At 40.8% G+C, this 15,499-nt stretch carries 16 protein-coding genes; 4 read left to right on the plus strand and 12 right to left on the minus strand.

All coding sequences use genetic code 11. The features are described 5' to 3' along the window. Window positions 1–33: 33 nt before the first annotated feature. From ACQYAD_RS06370 to ACQYAD_RS06395, 6 genes are all read right to left on the minus strand, one after another. Window positions 34–276, minus strand: a complete 243-nt coding sequence (locus tag ACQYAD_RS06370; protein WP_430236452.1) for a hypothetical protein — start codon at window positions 274–276, stop codon at window positions 34–36. A 122-nt stretch (window positions 277–398) separates the two neighbouring features. After that, window positions 399–1,814, minus strand: a complete 1,416-nt coding sequence (gene lpdA, locus ACQYAD_RS06375; RefSeq protein WP_430236454.1) for a dihydrolipoyl dehydrogenase — start codon at window positions 1,812–1,814, stop codon at window positions 399–401. 3 nt (window positions 1,815–1,817) lie between these two features. After that, entirely contained in the window at window positions 1,818–3,116 is a 1,299-nt protein-coding gene (locus ACQYAD_RS06380; protein WP_430236456.1) for a dihydrolipoamide acetyltransferase family protein, read from the minus strand. 60 nt (window positions 3,117–3,176) lie between these two features. Continuing rightward, window positions 3,177–4,154: an alpha-ketoacid dehydrogenase subunit beta gene (locus ACQYAD_RS06385; RefSeq protein WP_430236458.1), complete on the minus strand. Its 978-nt coding sequence runs from the start codon at window positions 4,152–4,154 to the stop codon at window positions 3,177–3,179. Between the two features lie 3 nt (window positions 4,155–4,157). Continuing rightward, window positions 4,158–5,273, minus strand: a complete 1,116-nt coding sequence (gene pdhA / locus ACQYAD_RS06390; RefSeq protein ID WP_430236460.1) for a pyruvate dehydrogenase (acetyl-transferring) E1 component subunit alpha — start codon at window positions 5,271–5,273, stop codon at window positions 4,158–4,160. A gap of 530 nt (window positions 5,274–5,803) precedes the next feature. Further along, the gene (locus ACQYAD_RS06395) at window positions 5,804–6,472 is read right to left on the minus strand and encodes a YkyA family protein (RefSeq protein ID WP_430236462.1); all 669 of its coding nucleotides are present in this window, start codon (window positions 6,470–6,472) and stop codon (window positions 5,804–5,806) included. 236 nt (window positions 6,473–6,708) lie between these two features. Here ACQYAD_RS06395 and ACQYAD_RS06400 point away from each other — a divergent pair, with 236 nt between their 5' ends. Continuing rightward, a complete protein-coding gene (locus tag ACQYAD_RS06400; protein ID WP_430236464.1) occupies window positions 6,709–6,843 on the plus strand; it encodes a YjcZ family sporulation protein in 135 nt (44 codons plus the stop codon). A 197-nt stretch (window positions 6,844–7,040) separates the two neighbouring features. Continuing rightward, on the plus strand, window positions 7,041–7,595 hold the full coding sequence (def, locus tag ACQYAD_RS06405) for a peptide deformylase (protein ID WP_430236466.1): 555 nt from the start codon (window positions 7,041–7,043) through the stop codon (window positions 7,593–7,595). 91 nt (window positions 7,596–7,686) lie between these two features. On the opposite strand, the gene ACQYAD_RS06410 is transcribed toward def, so the two are convergent. After that, window positions 7,687–8,583 carry a DMT family transporter gene (locus ACQYAD_RS06410; protein ID WP_430236468.1) on the minus strand — a complete coding sequence of 299 codons (897 nt, stop codon included), beginning with the start codon at window positions 8,581–8,583 and terminating at the stop codon, window positions 7,687–7,689. 511 nt (window positions 8,584–9,094) lie between these two features. On the opposite strand from ACQYAD_RS06410, the gene ACQYAD_RS06415 reads away from it, so the two are divergent. Together ACQYAD_RS06415 and rnjA are read left to right on the plus strand one after the other, a co-directional pair. Next, the gene (locus ACQYAD_RS06415; RefSeq protein WP_430236470.1) at window positions 9,095–9,304 is read left to right on the plus strand and encodes a DNA-dependent RNA polymerase subunit epsilon; all 210 of its coding nucleotides are present in this window, start codon (window positions 9,095–9,097) and stop codon (window positions 9,302–9,304) included. A 6-nt stretch (window positions 9,305–9,310) separates the two neighbouring features. Beyond that, the gene (gene rnjA, locus ACQYAD_RS06420; protein ID WP_430236472.1) at window positions 9,311–10,978 is read left to right on the plus strand and encodes a ribonuclease J1; all 1,668 of its coding nucleotides are present in this window, start codon (window positions 9,311–9,313) and stop codon (window positions 10,976–10,978) included. A 45-nt stretch (window positions 10,979–11,023) separates the two neighbouring features. Here the strand turns inward: rnjA and ACQYAD_RS06425 are convergent, their stop codons facing one another. The 5 genes from ACQYAD_RS06425 to dapD form a co-directional block, all read right to left on the minus strand. After that, window positions 11,024–11,683: a potassium channel family protein gene (locus ACQYAD_RS06425; RefSeq protein WP_430236474.1), complete on the minus strand. Its 660-nt coding sequence runs from the start codon at window positions 11,681–11,683 to the stop codon at window positions 11,024–11,026. A gap of 382 nt (window positions 11,684–12,065) precedes the next feature. Next, the gene (locus ACQYAD_RS06430) at window positions 12,066–12,521 is read right to left on the minus strand and encodes a TlpA family protein disulfide reductase (RefSeq protein WP_430236476.1); all 456 of its coding nucleotides are present in this window, start codon (window positions 12,519–12,521) and stop codon (window positions 12,066–12,068) included. A 167-nt stretch (window positions 12,522–12,688) separates the two neighbouring features. After that, on the minus strand, window positions 12,689–13,237 hold the full coding sequence (locus tag ACQYAD_RS06435; RefSeq protein ID WP_430236478.1) for a peroxiredoxin: 549 nt from the start codon (window positions 13,235–13,237) through the stop codon (window positions 12,689–12,691). 358 nt (window positions 13,238–13,595) lie between these two features. Beyond that, window positions 13,596–14,729: an N-acetyldiaminopimelate deacetylase gene (locus ACQYAD_RS06440; RefSeq protein ID WP_430236480.1), complete on the minus strand. Its 1,134-nt coding sequence runs from the start codon at window positions 14,727–14,729 to the stop codon at window positions 13,596–13,598. Window positions 14,730–14,784: 55 nt separating this feature from the next. Next, entirely contained in the window at window positions 14,785–15,495 is a 711-nt protein-coding gene (gene dapD, locus ACQYAD_RS06445; protein WP_430236482.1) for a 2,3,4,5-tetrahydropyridine-2,6-dicarboxylate N-acetyltransferase, read from the minus strand. Between the last annotated feature and the right edge of the window lie 4 nt (window positions 15,496–15,499).

Below are 15,499 nucleotides of genomic sequence, written 5' to 3' on the forward strand. Positions count from 1 at the left end.
ACGTGGGAATAATGTTTTTTTGTTAAAAAATAACTAACCCGTGAAATAGACCATTGTGAAATGAAATGAAGTGTACATGGTGAGGCTTAATGTGGTAACAAAAAACGCTTTTGCTGTTGATTCGGTCAGTTTCCGGCCAAGCAAGAAGGCTAAATAGAAAAACACAAAAAACATCAGCACTTTATACACCAGTTGATCCCGGCTCGATAGCCATTCAATTAACGTGTATCCGCTCCAGATCATAAATTGGAGAATTATGATTACATACATTTTCATCAATCCCACCACCAAACTCAAGAGGTATCCTACTTATATATATGTTTGTCCCGTGAAAGTTATTTTTTAAAAAAATAAAAAGGCCTTTCCGTTTTTAAAGGAAAGGCCTTTTGTTGCGTTAATTATTTTAAAATATGAATTGGGGTTCCAAGTGCTACTTCTGCAGCTTCCATTGTGATCTCCCCAAGAGTTGGATGGGCGTGAATTGTTAATGCTAAGTCTTCTGCGGTCATTCCTGTTTCAATTGCAAGCCCGAGTTCTGCGATCATATCGGAAGCACTTGCACCTGCAATTTGAGCCCCGATAATTAAACCGTCTTCTTTACGTGTGATCAATTTTAAGAAACCGTCCGAGCTGTCAAGGGACAATGCACGGCCATTTGCGGCAAATGGAAATTTCGCTGCCTTGATTTCAATACCTTCGTTTTTGGCTTGTTCTTCGGAATAGCCGACAGAAGCTAATTCAGGATCAGAGAAAACAACTGCAGGAATGCCTAAATAATCAATTTCGGATGGATGTCCGGCAATTGCCTCCGCCGCAATTTTTGCCTCATACGACGCTTTATGTGCCAGCTGCGGTCCAGGAACGACATCACCGATCGCGTAAATATTGCTTACATTTGTGCGGCATTGTTTATCAATTTCGATCAGTCCGCGCTCGTTTACTTTTACGCCTGCTTGTTCTAGACCCATTTCATCCGTGTTTGGACGGCGGCCAACCATAACAAATACGTAATCAGCATCGATTTTCTTTTCTTCGCCTTTTACTTCAAATGTTACTGTTACGCCGTCTTCTCTTTCTTCAACGCCTTTTGCCATCGCTTTTGTGTAAAATTCTGCGCCTTTTTTCTTCATTGTTCGTTTCACAAGCGAAGCCATTTGTTTGTCAAATACGCCCATGCCAAGGATTTCATCTGCACCCTCTAAAATGGTTACTTGACTGCCAAAGTTCGCGTACGCACCGCCAAGTTCGATACCGATAACGCCTCCACCGATTACCACGATTTTCTGTGGAATTTCGCTTAGGTTTAACGCACCGGTTGAATTCAGCACGCGTTTCGAATATTTAAAGGTAGGCAGTTCAATTGGGCGAGATCCCGTAGCAATAATTGCATTTTTAAACGTATATGTTTGCGCTGAATTCTCATCCATTACGCGAAGAGTGTTGGCATCAACAAAATACGCTTCACCGCGAACAATGTTCACTTTATTGCCTTTTAACAATCCTTCAACGCCACCGGTTAATTTTTTTACTATGCCAGCTTTAAATTCTTGGACTTTCGAAAAATCAACCTTTACATTTTCTGCTTTAATTCCGAAGTCTTCGGAATGAAGAGCGGTTTCGTAGCGATGTCCGGCAGAAATCAATGCTTTAGATGGAATACAACCAACGTTTAAACATACTCCCCCGACATATTCTTTTTCAACAATCGTTACTTTTTGACCAAGCTGGGCAGCGCGAATTGCTGCCACATATCCACCAGGTCCCGCACCAATGACGATCGTGTCTGTTTCAATTGGGAAATCTCCAACAACCATTTATTACGCCTCCATTAACAGTAGTTCAGGATCATTTAATAAGCGCTTAATGTGATTCATTGCATGCTGAGCAGTCGCACCATCAATCATGCGGTGGTCAAAACTTAGTGACAATGCAAGAACCGGAGCTGCAACAATTTCACCATCTCGGACAATCGGTTTTTCTGCAATTCGGCCAACACCTAGGATGGCAACTTCCGGATGGTTAATAACCGGTGTAAACCATTGTCCGCCAGCAGAACCAATATTCGAAATCGTACAGGAAGCACCCTTCATTTCATTTGGTGCAAGCTTGCCGTCACGAGCTTTTCCAGCCAGTTCATTGATTTCATTGGAGATAGTAAAGACTGATTTGCGGTCAGCATCTTTGACAACTGGAACTAGCAAACCTTTATCCGTATCAGCCGCAATACCGATATTATAGTAATGTTTATTGATAATTTCATTTGTTGCATCATCTAAAGAAGTGTTAAGTGCAGGGAATTCGCGCAATGCACTTGTTAAGGCTTTTACGATATATGGCAAGAATGTAAGTTTAATGCCTTTTGATGCAGCCACTTCTTTGAACTTCTTACGGTGGGCAACAAGTTTTGTCACATCTACTTCATCCATAAGAGTAACATGTGGAGCGGTATGTTTCGAATTGACCATTGCTTTTGCAATTGCTTTGCGGATTCCGCTCATTTTTTCGCGTGTTTCCGGATATTCGCCTTGCGGAATTGGCGCTGGTGCTGCTTTTGTTTCTTCAGCCTTAGCAGGTTCCGCCGCTTGCGCTTGCGGTGCTGTGCCTCCGCTTAGGAATGCGTCAATATCGCTCTTTAATACTCGGCCATTATCTCCGCTGCCTGCAACCAAGCGAATGTCTACGCCTTTTTCGCGAGCATATTTACGAACAGAAGGCATAGCAACTACGCGACGGTTTGGATCAACTTCTGCATTTGGTGCTGCTCCTGCAGCGGGTTTTTCAGGTGTAGCTTGCGGTGCTGGAGCTTCTGGAGCTGGTGCTGGTGCTGCTTGTGGCGCATCATGACCTTCATCGCCTTTAAATTGGAGGTTTTCATACCCTGGTGCATCAAATGTAACAAGAACCTGTCCAACAGTTGCTACTGTTCCTTCTTCAACAAGTACTTCTTGAACGGTACCTTCAACAGGAGACGGGATTTCAACGACCGCTTTATCATTTTGCACTTCGCACAATACATCATCTTCTTTAACTTTATCGCCAGGTTTTACAAACCATTTTACAATTTCACCTTCGTGAATTCCTTCACCGATATCCGGTAATTTAAATTGGAATGACAACGGGATTCACCCTCCTATGTTTTTGTTATTGGGGGAACAGTTACGATCCCCTAAATAAAATTAAAAGGTTAATACTTTCTTTGCAACTTCAATCACATCTTTATAATTTGGCAGCCATACGGATTCAGCTTGTGGGAAAGCAAAAACAGTATCAGGGGCCGCTACGCGCAACACTGGTGCCTCTAGGCTTAAAATGGCCCGCTCATTGATTTCTGCTACGACTTGAGCGGCAATTCCAGCTTGTTTTTGTGCTTCTTGGACAACGATAGCACGGCCAGTTTTTTCAACTGAAGCAATGATGGTTTCAACATCAAGCGGGCTGATCGTGCGAAGATCGACTACTTCAGCTGAATATCCTTCTTTTTCAAGCTCTTCAGCAGCTTTTAACGATTCATGTACCATTGCACCATACGTAATAATTGAAACATCTTTTCCTTCACGTTTCACATCCGCTTTTCCTAATGGAATTGTGTACTCTTCTTCAGGTACATCTTGGCGGAATGAACGGTATAATTTCATATGCTCAAGGAAAACAACCGGATCATTGTCGCGGATGGAAGAAATCAAAAGCCCCTTCGCATCATATGGAGTAGACGGGATAACCACTTTCACCCCTGGAGATTGAGCCATTAGTCCTTCCAAACTGTCAGCGTGCATATCCGGTGTATGGACACCGCCGCCAAAAGGGGAACGGATTGTTACAGGGGCATTAAATTTCCCACCTGTACGGTAACGTAACCGAGCCATTTGGCCGGCAATGGAGTCCATGACTTCGAAAACGAAACCAAAAAACTGAATTTCCGGAATTGGACGGAATCCTTGCAGGCTCAAACCAACAGCCAAACCGCCGATGCCAGATTCGGCAAGAGGGGTATCGAATACACGATCTACGCCAAATTCTTTTTGAAGGCCTTCAGTTGCACGGAAAACGCCCCCGTTTACACCAACGTCTTCCCCAAAAACCAATGTATTTGGATCATTTTTTAATTCTGTGCGCAGCGCATCCGTTATCGCTTGAATCATTGTCATTTGAGCCATGACTTACTTCGACTCCTTTGCTTGATAAATTTCATATTGTTCTTTCAATGTTTGCGGCATTTCTTCGTACATGATAGACATTAAATCCGTCACTTTTTGTTTTGGTGCAGCATCTGCTTTTTTAATTGCCTCTTTAATGTCTTCTTTCGCTTGTTCGATTACTTCATTTTCTTTTTCTTCGCTCCACAGACCTTTTTTCTCCAGGAATTTACGGAAGCGCACAAGCGGATCTTTCTTCTCCCATTCATTGTCTAATTCAGACGTACGGTAACGGGTTGGGTCGTCTCCAGCCATTGTGTGTGGACCATAGCGGTATGTCAACGTTTCAATAAGTGTCGGTCCTTCACCATTTACAGCACGCTCACGAGCTTCGCGAACTGCAGCATAAACAGCAAGCGGATCCATTCCATCTACTTGGATTCCAGGAATTCCAGCTGCTACTGCTTTTTGAGCTAGTGTACTTGCAGCAGTTTGAAGTGCAACAGGTGTAGAGATTGCAAACTGGTTGTTTTGCACAATAAAGATCGCTGGTGCTTTGAATGCTCCGGCAAAGTTGATTCCTTCATAAAAATCTCCTTGCGATGTACCGCCGTCGCCTGTATACGTAATGGCAACCGATTTCACACCGCGTTTTTTCATCCCAAGCGCTACACCCGCAGTTTGCACATATTGAGCGCCAATGATAATTTGCGGAATAGCGATGTTAACGCCATCTGGAATTTGTCCGCCTTCAAAATGACCTCTTGACCATAAAAACGCTTGGTACAATGGAAGTCCATGCCAAATGATTTGTGGAACATCACGGTAACCCGGAAGAATAAAGTCTTCTTTCTCAAGTGCGAACTGTGAAGCAAGCTGTGATGCTTCTTGTCCGGCTGTAGGCGCATAGAAACCTAATCTTCCTTGTCGGTTCAGCGAAATTGAACGCTGGTCAAGAATTCGTGTATACACCATACGGCGCATTAATTCCTGCAATTGCTCATCGCTTAAATCAGGCATAGCCGCTTCATTTACGACTTCGCCTTCTTCATTTAAAATTTGAAGGGTTTGAAACTGTTCTGTCACTGCATCGAGCGCTTGTTTTGCGTCGAGCTGGGCATTCTTTGTTTTGGAAGCCATCTTCGTCACCTTTTCCTTTCTTTCATTTAAGACTTTAGTAGCAAAAATCCACTAATTTAGGTTACCCAAAATCGTTAATTAAAATGGCAATTCACCGTTTTTAATAAAAGATTTTTCGGCACCGGATGACAGATAAGACAATTCTTTATGTTTCCAATTAGTTGTTCCACAAGAAGGATCACAAAAAACATACACTCTCTTATCGACGATCATCTTCTTCTGTATCAGTTGTTTTTTCAAATCACATTGATACAATTTTCGTTTCCACCATTGAGTTTACATCAACAAATAATTCGCGTCAATTACTATGATTTATTATTTTTCATCATTATTATATTAGAAAATCGTTTTTTATAAAATCACACCTGTACTATTAAAGAAGTCAAAACTGTACTACAAAAACGCTTCATTTTTGTAAATTGTTATAGAAAAGTTCATAAATTTTTCACAAAATCCATTGACAAATTCTTCGACATATTTTTTAAAGATCTTTATAAAAAAAATCGGCAGATTCTGCCGATTTTTTCTCGTTATGAAGTTTGTTTTGTTTTTAATCCGGCCGTTTGGTAAAATTCCAGCTTTTTTTCATTGTATTGTTTTGTTAAGTCATTAAATTGATTATTCGCCTTGACAATTTGTTTATAAGAATCGTTTAATTTATTGATTTGTCCTTCTAAGGCATCCAATGAGGCATTTTTATCTTTTAGCATTTGATACAATTGCCTGTCATATGAGATCCCCTGCTGGTACTGCTTGTACAACACATCATGAGCCCGATACCTTTTCATCATAATCGTATATAGTTGGTTTACTTGTTGCTTAAGCTCACTTTTTTCCAATTCGTTTCGAAGCTCCTGCACCTTTTCAAATTGCTTTTCTGATTCTTTTAAACTCTGTGTTTCTTTCTCCATCAACTTCTGCCGCTTATCCGTTAGAGCAAGAGCCTCATCTGATAATTTCACAATTTGATCATATTGCTTCATTCCCAATTTGATGATTTGATTATAAAGCTTCTCTTCTTTACTTTCTGCGGCAACGAGCGGGTCTTGCTGCTCCTCAAATCCCTTTTCGGCCACTGCGACTTTTTCCAAAACTGTGTACATTTTTTCAGAAGGTGTTTGCTGTTGAAAACAGCCGGACAACAGCAATGATATTGCTGAAACTATAAAGAGAATACGGATTTTAACAGGTATAGACATCAATAATCCCCCAATCTTAACCATTCTTACTATATCGAGACTTATCGAAGCTGACAAGAGACGGCTGGAAAGAATGTGAAGCGAAGAAGCTTGTCCCTTTTCCATTATTTTTATTCGAACGTTTTTTAATTTATGCTAGGCTACGGCCTATACAATGGCGGGCTGTTTTCATAGGCTATAGTAATCCCTCAGCTATAATCCTAGAGGTGAAAAATAATAGTAGAGGAGGAATCCTTATGTACGGATATTATGGCGGCTATGGTTGCGGTTACCCTGTTGCAGGAGGCTGCGGTGGTTTTGGTGCAGGTTTCGCCTTAATCGTTGTCTTGTTTATTCTATTGATTATTGTCGGGTGTGCCTGCTGGAACTAACAACAGAAGACTTTACACGAGAAGGCATGTGCCTTCTCATTTTCATTTAGAAAGAATCCAACAATTTCTTGAACGGAACAAAGGAAAAAATAAATCAACGTTTTTAATCTGAAATACATTTGTTAACTTTTCCTTGATTGTTTGTTATTCTATTGACAGAGAGCCTATTTTCGTTTTACAGGAGTGAAGAAAAGATTATGTTAACGATGGAGGATATTATTCGAGATGGCCATCCTACTTTAAGGCAAATTGCAGCAGAAGTACCGTTACCGCCATCGGAAGAAGATAAACAAATACTTAGAAGCCTATTAGAATATGTGAAAAACAGTCAAAATGAAGAGATTACTTCTGCTTATGGACTGCGCCCAGGCGTTGGATTGGCAGCACCACAAATTGATGTGTCAAAGCGAATGATCGCTGTTCATGTACATGATGAAAAAGGCAAACTGTACAGCTATGGTCTGTTCAACCCGAAAATCGTCAGCCATTCGGTTGAGCAGGCCTATCTGCTTGCGGGGGAGGGCTGTCTTTCAGTCGACAGGGCCATCCCCGGGTATGTTCCGCGCCATGCTCGTGTCACCGTAAAAGGCTTTGATGAAGATGGACATGAAGTGAAACTACGTCTGAAGGGACTGCCAGCCATTGTGTTTCAACATGAAATTGACCACTTAAACGGCATCATGTTCTATGATCTAATTGACAAAAATGATCCGTATAAAGTCAGTCCCGATGCAATCCCAATTGAAAGATGAAAGAAACCTCGCCTGATGCAGGCGAGGTTTCTCTTTTTACAGCTTTTGCCCTTAGATTTTTCCACCATGTATAATTCTTTTCGTAATGGTTTTATGCGACTGCTGATTTTTCTGAACAGACTTTTGGTTTTCGCGAAGAAGTATACACACCCGCAAAAATAATCATCAAACCAAGCAGCATGGAGATGTGTACGGGTTCCTTTAAAAGAACAGCGCCCCAAATGATCGCAGAAACCGGAACGATATACGTAACGAGCGAAGCAAATTCGGCACTCCCTTCTTTTACAAGGAAATAATACAGCAAATAGGCGAATCCGGATCCAAAAGCTCCTAAACCAATAAACGGAAGAAGGAATTCTAAATGGAAAACAGTTTTTGCTGAAGAAGGATCAAAGAACATCAATGTTACTAATCCAATGATGGTAGAAAGGAACAAAGTATAGAAAGAAATTTCTTGAACCGATAAGTTGGAAAGATATTTTTTTGACATTTGCGCTCCGATTCCATAGCTGATCGTTGCCCCCGTCATCAAAAGAACACCAAGCGTATTGCCCGAAAACAAATCACCAGGCTTGAGATCGGATAGGACAATAATTCCGGCAAAACCAATGACAATCCCGAACCATTGAGTTTTTCGCAAATGAGATGCAAAAAATAAGAAGCCGATCACAAGTGTCCAAACAGGCGTGGTGGCATTAATAATCGATGCCATACTTGACGAGATCTTTGTTTCACTTGTTGTGATAAACAGCCATGGCAAAGCATTGTTAGTCAATGCAACGAGAAACAGCTTTCCCCAAGGTAATTTTTTTAATGCGAGCCTCTTTTTCTGAAACAAGACCACTGCTAATAAAATCAGCATACCGAAAAAACTTCTGCCAAAGACAATCGCGGCGGGCGGCAATTCCACCAACAATAACTTCATAAACAAAAATGAAGTTCCCCAAATAAGGCTAAGGGCAATTAATGCACTATATAACTTCCCCATTATAAATCCCCTGCTCCTTTTCTTCCTGATAGTAAAACACTAACTGCTTCCCTGTTTCTTGTCAATTGATTTACAGTTGTGTTAATTCCATCATTATCCATGAAAAAATCAGCCATTTCATCATATAATAATCGTAAACAACCACCTTTTTTTCAGGAAAATATCAATATTTTCACTTGGCTGCTTTACATTGGACAAGGATCGTTTAAAATAAGAAGTAAGGAGATGATCCACTATGTTAAAGAAGCTCCGTAAAAAGCTCTTAAAACAGTGGAAAGATTTGTTGAGAAAAAAAACCATTGCTTAAATTTTGAGCCCTTCAAACTTGCGAAGGGCTCCTTCCTTATTGTAAATTGGTATAATAGCACCTGGATCGGTATTTTGACAATTCATCTGAATACAAGTATTTATAACGAATCGGAAAAAACATCCATGAAAAGAAAACAAATGAAAAACAGAGAATTTTTTTATATAATAGAAAAAGTTACTGTGGAGTTAGGAGCGATCAATCATGATATTTAAAGTTTATTACCAGGAAAATAACACCGAAGTACCTGTAAGGGAGAACACAAAAACCCTTTATATTGAAGCTGAATCTGAAAAAGATGTACGAACAAAACTCAACAATCGCGGCTACAATATTGAATATGTACAAGCAGTAAAAGGAGCTTTTTTAACATATGAACAAAAGAGCGAACACTTTAAAGTATTGGAGAATTGATAATTTATGAAATTTGTTAAAAACGATCAAACAGCTGTTTTTGCCCTGGGAGGTCTTGGGGAAATTGGCAAAAACACGTATGCAGTCCAATTTCAGGATGAAATTATTGTCATTGATGCCGGCATTAAATTCCCTGAAGATGAACTCTTAGGGATTGATTACGTCATCCCTGATTACACGTACTTAGTCAAAAACGAAGACAAGATCAAAGGGTTGTTTGTCACCCATGGTCACGAAGATCATATTGGCGGAATTCCTTATTTGTTAAAAGAAGTCAATATTCCGATTTATGGCGGGAAGCTTGCTCTAGGTTTAATTAAAAACAAGCTTGAAGAACATGGATTGTTACGAAACGCAAAGCTGATAGAAATTAAAGAAGATGACGTCATTAAATTTCGCAAAACTTCTGTTACCTTTTTCCGTACTACACACAGTATCCCTGATTCGTATGGAATTGTTGTTAAAACTCCTCCAGGACAAATTGTTCATACAGGTGATTTCAAATTTGACTTTACTCCGGTTGGCGAGCCTGCGAATTTAACGAAAATGGCTGAAATCGGAAAAGAAGGCGTTTTATGTTTGCTTTCCGATAGTACCAATAGTGAAATTCCTGAATTCACGATGTCTGAAAGACGTGTTGGCGACAGTATTCAAGATATTTTCCGCAAAGTTGAAGGACGCGTGATCTTTGCAACCTTCGCATCGAATATTCATCGCCTTCAGCAAGTAACAGAAGCAGCGGTTGCAAATGGAAGAAAAATTGCAGTATTTGGCCGCAGCATGGAAGCAGCAATTAACATTGGACTTGATTTAGGTTATATACGCGCACCGAAAGATACATTTATTGATGCCCAGCAAATTAACCGCCTGCCAGCAAACCAGGTTACGATCTTGTGCACAGGAAGCCAAGGCGAGCCAATGGCGGCACTTTCAAGGATTGCCAATGGAACGCATCGCCAAATTCAGATTATTCCGGGCGATACGGTTGTCTTCTCATCGTCACCGATTCCAGGAAACACCATCAGCGTCAGTCGAACGATCAACATGCTCTCCCGTGCAGGTGCGGAAGTCATCCACGGAAAACTAAGCAATATCCACACTTCCGGTCATGGCGGGCAGGAAGAGCAAAAGCTGATGCTCCGCTTAATCAAGCCAAAGTTTTTCATGCCGATCCACGGTGAATATCGGATGCAAAAAACCCACGCAAAGCTTGCTGTTGAATGCGGAGTAGCCGAGGAAAATTGTTTTATTATGGACAATGGCGAAGTGTTGGCTCTATCTGACAGTACTGCGCAAGTGGCTGGAAAAATTCCTTCTGGTTCCGTCTATATTGATGGCAGCGGAATTGGCGATATCGGAAACATTGTCCTTCGCGACCGTCGCATTCTTTCGGAGGAAGGGCTTGTGGTTGTCGTTGTCAGCATTAACATGAAGGAATTTAAAATTGCAGCAGGGCCTGACCTTATTTCTCGCGGATTTGTCTATATGAGAGAATCCGGTGATTTAATCAATGATGCACAAAATTTAATTACAAAACATCTGAACAAGGTGATGGAGCGAAAAACAAGCCAATGGTCGGAAATTAAAAATGAAATTACCGACACCCTTGCACCGTTCCTATACGAAAAAACAAAACGCCGTCCAATGATTTTGCCCATCATCATGGAGGTATAAAAAGAGAAGCCTCACTTCGTGGCTTCTCTTTTTCTCATTTTATAATCACTGAATCACTTTTCGTTCAAATTTGTCGAGGTCACTGTCGTTACCAATGGCAATTAATACATCATTGGCTTGTATTACTTCTTTTGCCTGCGGCGAAACAATAATCTGACTTCCCCTTTTAATCGCGACAATGTTAACGCCGTATTTTTTGCGAATGTCCAAATCGAGGATCGTCCGGCCGCCGATTTTTTCGCTGGCAACAAACTCGACAATACTATGCTCGTCGGATAAGGCCAAATAATCTAAAACATTGTTTGATGCCATATTGTTGGCAATGCGAATCCCCATGTCCCTCTCCGGGTGAACGACATGATCGGCACCAATTTTTCTTAAAACCTTTTCATGATAATCATTTTGCGCTTTCGCTGTTACATTGCGAACGCCTAATTCTTTTAAAATCAAAGTTGTCAAAATACTTGATTGGATATCCTCTCCAATCGCAACAATGACATGGTCAAAATTGCGAATTCCAATGCTTCTAAGCATCGCCTCATCTGTCGAATCGCCGGAAACGGCATGGGAAGCAATGGTTGAAAATTCATTTACCCGCTCTTCGTTCAAATCGATTGCCAACACGTCTTTTCCCAGCTCTGCTAGTGTCCGGCATATACTTCCGCCAAATCGCCCGAGACCAATGACCGCAAAATCTTTATTCATCCAAACTCCCCCATATATGAACGCTTTTATGTCCAGATTTACTCTCTTCATTTTAACACAATAAAAGTAAAAATTTATAATTTCCAAGACCATAAGAAAAACCGCCCGATCCTTTTTAGTTTGGTTCTGACAACTAGTCTGTTGATTTCCACTCTAATTATGGAATAAATTTCTTGTGTATATACTTTTCATTTAGGATGCTGTTTTTTATGAATTTTTTCAATGCTGATTTTGGTCAAAAAAATTTTGTTTCAGAATATTGGACTCCATGTCTTACTCTTTCGGCAATCGTAAAAAAGGTTAACATATAAATTCTGGTATTTCAAAAAAGGACTATCCGTATTTTATACGAATAGTCCTTTTTGCGTTGAGGCTTAATGGCTTATTCCGCTTTTTCTGTTTCATCGAGAACACGGTTCACACGTTTCTCGAGCATTTTCATTCCGCTGCCGCCTGCTTGAAAGTGACGCAACTTTCCTTCACGATCAAAAACGTAATATGCTGGAACATATTGATTTTCAAAAGTATCTGTCAGCTTGTGTTCGCTGTCGACAAAAATTGGCTGGGTAATGCCAAATTCCGCTGCAACCAGCTTGATTTCATCCACATTTAAATCGTTTTCTGACCTTGGCATATGAACGGCCACTACATTTAAACGATCTTTAAAAGAATCGCGAAATTCATTTACCTGCGGCATTGCTTCTTTACATAAATGGCAGCTGATCGACCAGAAGTGAATCAGAGTCGGCTTTTCACCTACCAATTCTTCTTTTGTTACTTGGCCGTTTAGCCATGTGGTAGCACCAGAAAGTTCCGGCATTTGTTCACGCAATTTCATCGCAAAAACCTCCCTTATGTTTGGCAAAGTGAAAATTGACTGAAGAAAAAAGCTCATTTTCCGCCTAGTTTAGCATTTGTCTCATATTAGCGTCGCCGATGTGACGAGTTGAAAAAAAGACCTAACACTGTTGCAGGTTAGGTCCTGATTGAAAAAACAAGCTGCAATTAAACGTTTAATGTTGCTTGACCTGGTTTCCAGTTAGCTGGGCAGAGGCCACCTGTTTGCAGTGCTTGTAGCACGCGAAGAGTTTCGTCAACATCGCGGCCGATATTGTTATGGTTAACAACTTGGTATTTCATTTCGCCTTCAGGATCAATAATGAACAATCCGCGAAGTGCTACACCCTCTTCTTCAATTAATACCCCATAGTCGCGGGCAACAACATGGTTTGTATCTGCTGCTAGTGGGTAGTTAAGATCGCCAAGTCCATTTTCTTTGCGGTCTGTTTTAATCCAAGCAAGGTGAGTATGAATCGTATCTGTCGATGCACCGATGACAACTGCATCTAAATCTTCGAATTCATCAAAACGATCGGAAAGTGCGGTAATTTCAGTTGGGCAAACAAAAGTAAAGTCCATTGGATAAAAGAACAATACAGTCCATTTACCGTTTTTCATGTTTTCCTCAAGGCTTACTTTTCCAAATTCTTTATTTGGCATTACTGCATCCATTTCAAAGCGTGGAGCTTGTTTTCCTACCATGCGTTCTGGCATATTAAATCCCTCCAAATATTTTTATTAAATGAGATACGCTATAGCACTTCTCATTTGCTATCTTTTCAAGATTACACAAAAAATAAATGGGTAATCTTATGTAGTTGAGTAAACGCAGGCTTGCCTTTGTTCACTCAAATTCCTAACAATAATAATTATAAAGTAAAGGCTATTTGAAGTCAATATTAAATGATAATTAATTTAAATAAATATTTATTATCATCTTTTTCTTTATCCTATAATAAGATGCCCTTTTTTTTCATTAATAAACGTGCTGTCAGCGGTCAATTTTTGCCTTAATTTGCTATCATTTTACCATATAACAGCAGGGTGATTAAAATAAAACGCCTTGGACTCGTTACTGATTATTTCCCTTAAAAAGGAGATACTTTGTAATTGTGTCAATCGCAAAGGGAATTGCCGCTTCTTTTGGATTTAATTTGGCATGATGAAGCCCAAAAGCTGAATCCACTCCAAGCCAAAACATAAAACCTGGGATTTCTTTTACCATATAGCCGAAATCTTCACCGGTCATTGCTTCTTTGCACTCAATTACTTCTGCTGTTGTCTGCAGTCTTAAAAAGCGGCAAAATTCGCTTGTTAAGTCTGCCTGATTGTATACTTGGTAATACATTGCACCATAATCAATTGTTGCTTCACACTCATAGCCAGCTTGGATTCCGCCGACAATCGCCTCAATGCGATGTTTTACCTTCTCCATTGATTGAGGCGACAAGGTGCGGATGGTTCCTTCTAAACGCGCTCGTTCTGCAATAATGTTTTGCACCGTTCCGCCCGTTATTTTCCCAATTGTAATAACAGCGCTGTCCAACGGATCAACATTGCGTGAAACAATCGTCTGCAGCTGCCCGACAAGCGAGCATGCAGCAATGACCATATCATTGGTTTGATGCGGATATGCTGCATGCCCTCCTTTTCCTTTTAGATCAATAAACAACTCAGAGGTATTGGCAAAAAGCAAGCCTTCTTTTATCGCGATCGATCCGACTGGATATTCTGGAGCAATATGCAGGCCGATGATCATGTCCGGACGCCATTCCTGCATAATTTCAGATTTCAGCATTGGTTCCGCCCCGCCGGGTCCCTCCTCAGCAGGCTGAAATATAAACAGCAAATCATCTTTTATTTGGTGTTCGGAAAAATACGTCAGCACTCCAAGTGCGATACTCATATGAAAGTCGTGTCCACATGCATGCATCCGTTCACGAGTAGAGGAGGAAAATGGCAAGCCCGTTTCCTCTGTAATCGGAAGACCATCAATGTCGGCGCGATAACCAATTGTTTTTGTCGGTTTTGAACCATGCACTTTGACAAATAAACCGGTCTTCCATTGTTTAATCGTTAAATGTTCTTGAGGAAGGCTGTTTATATACGCTAACAAATAGTTTTGGGTCTTTACTTCTTGAAAACCCAATTCCGGAATTTGGTGCAAATCACGGCGAATTTTAACAAAACGATTCACGTTTTCCACGTCCTTTTCCAAAAAGAAAGCGCGGAGTTCTCCACGCTTTCCATTTATTATTCCATTATAGCTGGCGAAGCTCTTGCTTAATTTCGGTTTTGGATTTTGTCTTTTCGTCGATATCTTTAATTTTGCGAGCAGGGGTTCCGGCAACAACCGTATATGGCGCAACATCATCAATGACAACGGCACCGGCTGCGACAACGGCTCCCTTTCCAACGGTCACGCCCTCAAGAACAACAGCATTTGCTCCAATTACGACATCATCTTCAACTACCACTGGTTTTGCTGAAGGCGGCTCAATGACACCTGCAAGAACGGTTCCGGCACCAATATGGCAATTCCTACCAACCGTAGCTCTACCACCAAGAACAACATTCATATCGATCATCGTTCCTTCGCCGATGATAGCACCAATGTTGATCACCGCACCCATCATGATCACCGCATTATCACCAATTTCCACTTGATCACGAATCGTTACGCCTGGTTCAATTCGCGCATTTATATTTTTTGTGTCAAGCAACGGAATAGCCGAATTGCGGCGGTCGTTTTCGACAACAACATCTTCAATACGGTCTTTATTGGACTCGAGCACTGATTGGATATCCGCCCACTCACCAAAAACCACACCAGCTTGTCCATTGATGAACGTTTTGGCATCCTTGCCAAAATCGATGCCTTCAAGCTGTCCTTTTACATAAACTTTAACGGGTGTTGATTTCTTGCTATTTTGAATAAAAGAAATGATTTCATTCGCATCCATCATTTTCATTCTG

The sequence above is a fragment of the Neobacillus sp. SM06 genome (genome assembly GCF_050496765.1).
GTDB lineage: Bacteria > Bacillota > Bacilli > Bacillales > Cytobacillaceae > JAEVLT01.